The 7,337-nt window shown below is 67.7% G+C and carries 5 protein-coding genes; 2 read left to right on the top strand and 3 right to left on the bottom strand.

Features of this window, described 5'->3' with window-relative positions; genetic code table 11:
• The first annotated feature begins 154 nt into the window (after positions 1–154).
• Entirely contained in the window at positions 155–640 is a 486-nt protein-coding gene (locus NZM16_RS10125; protein WP_366946231.1) for an adenosine-specific kinase, read from the top strand.
• 321 nt (positions 641–961) lie between these two features.
• Positions 962–1,888 carry an alkaline phosphatase family protein gene (locus tag NZM16_RS10120; RefSeq protein WP_295453528.1) on the top strand — a complete coding sequence of 309 codons (927 nt, stop codon included), beginning with the start codon at positions 962–964 and terminating at the stop codon, positions 1,886–1,888.
• 694 nt (positions 1,889–2,582) lie between these two features.
• Here the strand turns inward: NZM16_RS10120 and pgl are convergent.
• The 3 genes from pgl to NZM16_RS10105 all read right to left on the bottom strand — a co-directional run.
• Positions 2,583–3,350, bottom strand: a complete 768-nt coding sequence (pgl, locus tag NZM16_RS10115; RefSeq protein WP_295480233.1) for a 6-phosphogluconolactonase — start codon at positions 3,348–3,350, stop codon at positions 2,583–2,585.
• 468 nt (positions 3,351–3,818) lie between these two features.
• The gene (zwf, locus tag NZM16_RS10110; protein WP_295480231.1) at positions 3,819–5,333 is read right to left on the bottom strand and encodes a glucose-6-phosphate dehydrogenase; all 1,515 of its coding nucleotides are present in this window, start codon (positions 5,331–5,333) and stop codon (positions 3,819–3,821) included.
• A 553-nt stretch (positions 5,334–5,886) separates the two neighbouring features.
• Positions 5,887–7,337 (bottom strand): tetratricopeptide repeat protein (locus tag NZM16_RS10105; protein WP_295480229.1); only part of this gene is annotated, 1,451 nt, incomplete at its 5' end.

The raw sequence follows: 7,337 nt of genomic DNA, 5'->3' as shown, positions 1-7,337 counted from the left end.
GGCTCGTGGGGGGGGGGGGTGATCTGGGGTTGACCCCCGCCTAGGGGGGCGGTGGGGGCCACCGGGGGGGTTGGGGGGGGGGGGGGGGGGGGTGGGGTCGCGCCCCCCCCCACCACCCTGAACGCTTAACCCGCTCAGGAGGTGCCCTATGGCCATCGAGCTCAAGGTGGTGCGGATCGAGAAGCCCGACGAGCTCAACGTGATCCTGGGCCAGAGCCATTTCATCAAAACCGTGGAGGACATCCACGAGGCGCTGGTGAACACGGTTCCCGGGATCAAGTTCGGCCTGGCCTTCTGTGAGTCGTCTGGCCCTGCCCTGGTCCGGGCCAGCGGCACGGATCCGGAGCTGGTGGAGCTGGCCAAGAAGAACGCCCTGGCGGTCGGCGCCGGCCACTTCTTTATCGTGGTCCTGGGCAAGGGCTACTACCCGATCAATGTCCTCAATGCCATCAAGATGGTCCCGGAGGTCTGCCACATCTACGCCGCCTCCGCCAACCCGATGCAGGTGATCGTCGCGGAGACCGAGCAGGGGCGGGGGATCGTCGGGGTGATCGATGGCGTGGCCACCCGAGGGATCGAGACCGAAGCGGATGTGGCCCATCGCAAGGAGTTTCTGCGTCGGATCGGCTACAAGATGTAAGGGGGGGCCGTCCACGAATGGGGGCACGAATCCACGAATGAAGGGGATGGGCAGATTCCGCCGCGGGGATGCTCGTGGGTTGGGAGGGACGTAGAGGCGCCAATGCCAATAAAGGAGCGGATCCCGTGGTGGGGATGCTCGTGCATCGAAGGGGGGCGGATGCGCCAAGGAGGGGTGGATCTCGCGGTGGGGATGCTCGTGCGTTGAAAGGGGCGCGAGGGGTGGATCTGGGGCGGGCCTCCGGGCCCGCCCCTTCTGGTTTCGGGGGATGCATTCCGATGCCGCCGGATCGGCATGCTCTCTAAAAAAGGATCGGGGCGAATGGGACCCGTGGTGCTGGTTTTTCTGGACGGGGTGGGCCTGGGGGAGCAGGAGCCGTGGAATCCGCTCTTTCACCCCGGTCTTCCGCGGCTCGCCGCCCGGATGGGGCGCCCGCTGACCCGGGGCTGCGCGGGGGAGAACGGGGATCTCCTCTGCCGGGAGCTGGATGCGGCGCTGGGGGTGCCCGGCCTCCCTCAAAGCGCCACGGGGCAGACGGCGCTGTTCACGGGTTTAAACGCCCCCGCCCTGATCGGGGGACATCGAACCGGCTACCCGTCCGCCGAACTGGTTCGATTGCTGGAGGGGCATAGTCTCTTCGCTCGGGCCCGGGCGGCGGGCTTCCGCCCGACGTTCGCGAACGCGTATTCGGATGTTTACTGGAAGCTGGTGGCGCAGGGCCGGTTGCGGCCCTCGGTGACCACGTGGATGAACCAGCTATCGGGCCTCCCGTTCCGGACGTTCGAGGATCTGATGGAGGGGCGGGCGCTGCTCTGGGATATCACGAACGCCTTCGCCCCCGCGTGGGCCCGCCAGCACGGCCGGCCGTTCCCGGATCTGCCGCCGGTGGCGCCGGAGGAGGCGGCGATGCGCCTCCTGCGGTTGCTGAAGGAGGCGGACTTGGTGCTGTTTGAAAGCTTCCTCACGGATCTGGTGGGCCATCGCCACCTGCCCCCGGAGCCCGTTTTGGACACAGTGGATCGCTTCCTGGACGTTCTGATCGCTCATCGGCCGCCGGAGGCCACAGTGATCCTGACCAGCGATCACGGGAATGTCGAGGATCTGCGGACCCGATTGCACACCTCGAACCCGGTCCCGCTGCTCGTCGCCGGGCCAGGGGTGGAGGTCTTCCGGGAGGCGGCCTCGTTGCTGGATCTCACGCCGGGGGTTCTACGGGTGCTCGACGGGGGGCCAGGGGGGGCCGACTGAAGTCGGCCCCTGAAGGCCTTCGGCCAAGGGTCGGCCGGCGCCGACCTGTTGGTGTGGGAAAGCCGACCGGGGCCGACGGAAGTCGGCCGTTGAAGGCCTTTGGCTGGGGCTTGACCAACACCGACCTGTTGGTGTGTGGGGGGAGCCGAGCGGGGCCGACGGAAGTCGGCCGCTGAAGGCCTTTGGCCGGGGGTCGGCCGGTGCCGACCTGTTGGTGTATGGGGGGAGCCGAGGTGGAGATTGGGCGTGGGGGCCGACGGAAGTCGATCGTCGAGGGCCTTCGGCCAAGGGTCGGCCGGCGCCGACCTGTTGGTGTATGGGGGGAGCCGAGCGAGGGCCGACGGAAGTCGGCCGTTGAAGGCCTTTGGCCGGGGGTCGGCCGGTGCCGACCTGTTGGTGTGGGGGGAGCCGAGTGGGGGCCCACGGAAGTCGGCCGTTGAAGGCCTTTGGCCGGGGGTCAGCCGACGCTGACCCGAAGAATGAGTGTTTTCGTTGTTCATTCCCTTTGTGGAATTCTTTCACCCCCCTCCCGACGACCTAAAGGGCTCCGGGGAAGGGGGATCCAGGGGGTGGGGTTATCTCGCTCCGCTTGGCCGTCTCCGGACAGCGCAACGGCTACCGGTGCCCGCAGAAGTCGGCCGTTGAGAACCCGCGGCCAGGGGATCGGCGGGTGTCAACGCCCCGGGTAAGCCTCTTAAGTGTCCACGCGGGTGGACGCCCGGCCCGAAGCGCTCGAAGAGGCGGGTTTCAATCCGCGTAATAACTCGGCCGCGGCTTGGTCTACCATCCATAGTCGGCTGCCCCGAATGGGCCGGACCCTCTGGGCCGGCCATCGCTGAGGGTTCCACGCGCCCTGCAGGGTTTCCCTCAGGGCGACGGCCTTACTTGACCCTGCCACCAGGAACACGACCCGGCGGGCCTGATTCAGAGCTGGGAAGGTCAGCGTGACCCGGGGGGGATCCATCGTTTCCACGCCTGTGGCCCAGCGGGCCGGTTCCTCCAGGGCCGGATGGAAGGGGAAAAGAGACGCCGTGTGGCCGTCTTCCCCCAGACCCAGAAGCACCAGATCGAAGCGCGGTGTCTCCCCGAAGAAGCCCCGCAGGATTGCTTCGTAACGGGCGGCCACAGACGCCGGATCGCCCTCGCAGACGATGGGATAGACGTGATCCGGCGGGATAGGGACGTGGCGCAACAGGGCCTCCCAGGCCATGCGGGCGTTGCTGCGGGGATCGGAGAGGGGCACGCAGCGCTCATCGCCCCAGAAGACGTAGACGGCTTCCCAGGCCACCGCGTCGCGACAGAGGGGATGGGCGAGCCATTCGTAGGCCCGCCGGGGCGTCTGCCCTCCGGCCAGGGCCACCACGAACCGGCCGGATCGGCGGATGGCCCGCTGGGCCTGGCGGACGAACAAGGCCGCCGCCGCGCGGCTGAGGGTTTCCAGATCCGGGAAGATCCAGAGCATTGGCTGTCCGCTCGCTTTGTGGATTATGGATGATAAACAGGATTTTTCGTTCTTAGTAGGGCACATCAGTGCCCGTTCTTCCGCGAGCGCGTGGGGCAAGCACTGGGTTTCATTCACACCCGGTTTCTGAGAGGAGCTTCCTGTTCGCAGCGAGGCACGTCCGCGCCCGTTCTTTTTGGGGACGGTTTGGACGGGCACTAACGTGCCCTACTCCAAACGGGATTTTGGTTCTTAGTAGGGCACGCAAGTACCCGTTCTTTGGTGAGCGCATCGGGCGAGCGCCTGGTTTGGGTTCACGCCGGACTTCCAGACGGGAGCTCTCTCTGTTTGCAATAAGGCGTGTGAGCGCCCGCTCCTCTTGGAGGCGCCTTGGACGGGCACTGAAGTGCCCTACTACAAACAAGGACATTCTCCCTCCAGTTGCGAATTCGTGCATTCGTGCCCTCATTCGTGGACGGCCCCCCTCCCTCACAGCGAGGGGGCCTCGAGGAGGGTGGGCAGCATCCACTCGCGCCCGTCCTGGGCCAGCAGGCGGTCGGCCTCCGGAGGGCCCCACGTGCCAGCCGGGTAGTTGGGGAAATCCGTTGGCGGGCGCGCCGCCCATGCCTCTAAGATCGGCTGGATCACGGCCCAGGCCGCTTCCACCCATGCCGCGTCGAGGGACTGGGTGGTGTCGCCGCGGATGAGATCCAAGAGCAGCGTTTCATAGGCCTCCGGCGGGGCGTCGCCGAAGGCCTCCCGATACAGGAAATGCATGTCCACCGGCTGAAGCTGCATGAGGGGGCCGGGGGCTTTGGCCTGGAACCGGAAGAGGACGCCCTCTTCGGGCTGCAGGCGCAGGATCAGGCGGTTGGGCTGCCAGGCGCGCACAGCGGTGTCCGGGAAGGCCCGGTGGGGCACCGGCCGGAAGGTGATGGAGACCTCCGACGTTTTAACCGGGAGGCGCTTGCCGGTGCGCAGGTAGAAGGGCACGCCCTGCCACCGCCAGTTGTCGATGAAGAGCTTGAGGGCCACGTAGGTTTCGGTGTTCGACTGGGGGTCCACGCCGGGCTCTTCGCGGTAGCCCGGGACTTCTGCCCCGGCGATCACGCCCCGCCCATACTGTCCGCGCACAGCGTAGGCGTCCACCTGGTCCGGGGGGATCGGCCGGATGGCCCGCAGGACTTCCAGTTTCTTGTAGTGGATCTCGTCGGGGCTCAGGGAGACCGGCGGCTCCATCGCGATCAGGCAGAGGACCTGCATGAGGTGGCTCTGGACCATATCGCGCAGGGCGCCGGTCTGGTCGTAATAGCCGCCCCGGTGCTCCACGCCGACCGTTTCGGCCACGGTGATCTGGACGTGGTCGATGTAGCGGCGGTTCCAGATCGGCTCGAAGAAGGCGTTGGCGAAGCGCAGGGCCAGGATGTTCTGGACGGTGTCCTTGCCCAGGTAGTGATCCAGGCGGTAGATCTGGTTCTCGTCCAGGAAGCGGCGCAGGCGGGCGTTGAGGGCGCGGGCAGAGGGCAGGTCGTGGCCGAAGGGCTTCTCGATCACCACGCGATCGCGATCCCGATCCCGCAGCAGGCCGGCCTCGCTGAGGTGGGTCACGATGGCCTCGGTGATCCCCGGCGGCACGGCCAGATAGAACACGTGGTGGGAGAGGCGGTGGCCTTCCGCGCCCCGCTCCTGCAGCCGCCGGGCCAGGGCGGCGTAGAGGGCGGGATCGTCGTAATCCCCGCGCAAGTAGAAGAAGCGGGCGGCGAAGGCCTCCTCCTGGGGGGGCTGCGGGCGGCGGCGGGCGAAGCGCCGGACACCGTCCAGGATCCGGGCGCGGAAGGCCGGATCGTCCATCGCCGTGCGGGCGACGCCGAGGGCGGTCCACTGTTCAGGCAGCCAGCCCTCCACGAAGAGGTCGAAGAGGGCGGGCGCCAGCTTGCGCCAGACCAGGTCCCCGCTGGCGCCGAAAAGGACAAGGGTTACGGGTTGGGAAGAAGCCGTGATCACAACGACCTCCACGCGTTGAATGGGGTTTAGGGAATCCTGTTTCCCGTCCCACCAGGGCTACGGGGATCTTTGCTGATATCCCTTCGCTTTCTGAGGCCCAGATGCCTTTTGGGAGCGGGAACGGTTCTTTTGCGGGCGGGCAAGGGCCCTTCGAACAGCTTAGCGGAGTCCCCGCCCGCTGAACGTCGAGAGCGCGTCCACCCTACGAAAGCCCTTCCATGCCTTGAGGCGCCACTCTCTGCGCCCTCGCCTGCCCTCCGCCCCACAAGCTCCTCTGCCTTCATCCGCGCCTGTGGCTCCATGGCGGCCCGTTCCGCCGGCGAAAGCGCCCGCTTTTCCTGCGCCGGCTCCCCGTGCAGGGCAAGGGGATCCCGATCGTCCCCTATTCGCCATCCCGGCACCTCCGCTGCCCGCCCGGCGCTTCGCGTTCCGGCATCCCAGCGGCGCCTCCTCCACCGCCCGCCGGACCTCCGAACCCGCCTTGCCTCGCACCACCGCCTCGCCTAAGGGAGCGGCCCAACCCGACCGCAGCCTGGGCGACAGCCGCAAGAGCTTAGAGGACACGGGAGGCCTCCTCGATCAACTCACGCTCCGGTTCCTGGCCAGCCTCCCGGCAGGCCTCGAGGTAGTCCTGCTGCAGCGCAGCGGCCAGATCGCGGAAGGCGGCAGGGAGGGCTTGGGCGAAGGGGAGGATCTGCCGCAGCCCTTCAGCGAAAGCGGCGCAGGCCTCTGAGGCCCGGCCCAGGCTCAGGAGGATGCGCCCATACGCCCCCAGGCTCCTGGCCAATTTGGGGCGGAAGGCCTGGGGGTGTTGGTCAACAAGCTGGCGGAAGAGGCGGATGGCTTCTTCGGTGGCCCGCAAGGCCTCCTCGAAGCGGCCTACTTCGGAAAGCTTCAAGCCCAAGCTATTCAGGCTCCCCGCCAGGTAGGGGAGGAAAGCCTGGAGGTGTTGGTCGGCGAGCTGGCGAAGGAGGCGGACGGCTTCTTCGGTGGCCTGCAGGGCCTCCTCGAAGCGACTCACTTTGGAAAGCCTCGCCCCTAGGCTGACCAGACTCCTGGCCAGGTCGGGGAGGAAGGCCTGGGGGCGTTGGGCGGTGAGCTGGCGGAAGAGGCGGACGGCCTCTTCGGTGGCTTGTATCGCCTCCTCAAAGCGGCCCACTTTGGAAAGCCTCGCCCCCAAGTCGGTCAGGCTCCTGGCTAGGTCGGGGAGGAAGGCCTGGGGGTGTTGTTGGGTAAGCCGGCGGTAGAGCGCGACGGCCTCTTCGGTGGCCTGCAGGGCCTCCTCGCGGCGGCCCAGGGCAGAAAGGGCAACCCCATGCATGCCAAGCCCTATCGCGCGCTCGGCCTCCTCGGTCGCTCGCTCCGCCCAGATCCGATACATCCGCTCCTCGAAGGCGCGCAGGGATAGGGTCTGATCCGGCGGCGGCAGGGCCTGATGAAGGGCTTGCAGAAGGCCCCGAAGGGACTCCCAGGGGATGTGGGCCGCCTCGTCCAGGATGGCCTCGAGGTTGGCCTGCTGGGTCTCGATCTGAAAGGCGGTCTCCGGTGTCTTCGGGGACAGGCCTTCCAGCCAATTGGTCCACGTGGGCAGGAGCTCAAGAAGGCGGCTGCGGCGCTCTTCGTCGCTCAGAGAACAGTGGGATCGGGCGTATTCGCTGACCGTGGCGTGCCAGCGCCAGGCCTGCAGGTCCGGATGGAAGTCCGCCAGGGCTGCCTCCTGCAGCGCCGATGCTCCCTCCCGCCCGGCGGCGGCCCAGAGCAGCGCCTCCGGCGCAGCGCCGCCGGGGAAGAGCAGCAACGCCCCCCAGGCGTCCAGCTGTCCCTTCTCCTCTATGATCCGGGCGCTCCACTCATACACCCGGTTCAATTGCTCCTCAAACGCCCCCTTGCGCGCCCGCACCTCCTGCAGGAGCTCGGCGAGGTCCCGCCGCCCCGCCTGGGCGACGATGAGCTCCACCAGCAGGGGATGGCCGTCACTGGCCTCGGCGATCTCCCAGGCCTGCG

It is taken from the genome of Thermoflexus sp. (assembly GCF_025055495.1).
Taxonomy (GTDB): Bacteria; Chloroflexota; Anaerolineae; order Thermoflexales; family Thermoflexaceae; genus Thermoflexus.
The sequence above is the reverse complement of the archived record's forward strand: the minus strand, read 5'-3'. Positions and strand labels throughout refer to the sequence as shown.

Coding starts and splice junctions, on each gene's coding strand:
- NZM16_RS10120 (WP_295453528.1), top strand. CDS start 962: ATGGGACCCGTGGTGCTGGTTTTTCTGGACGGGGTGGGCCTGGGGGAG.
- pgl (WP_295480233.1), bottom strand. CDS start 3,350: ATGCTCTGGATCTTCCCGGATCTGGAAACCCTCAGCCGCGCGGCGGCG.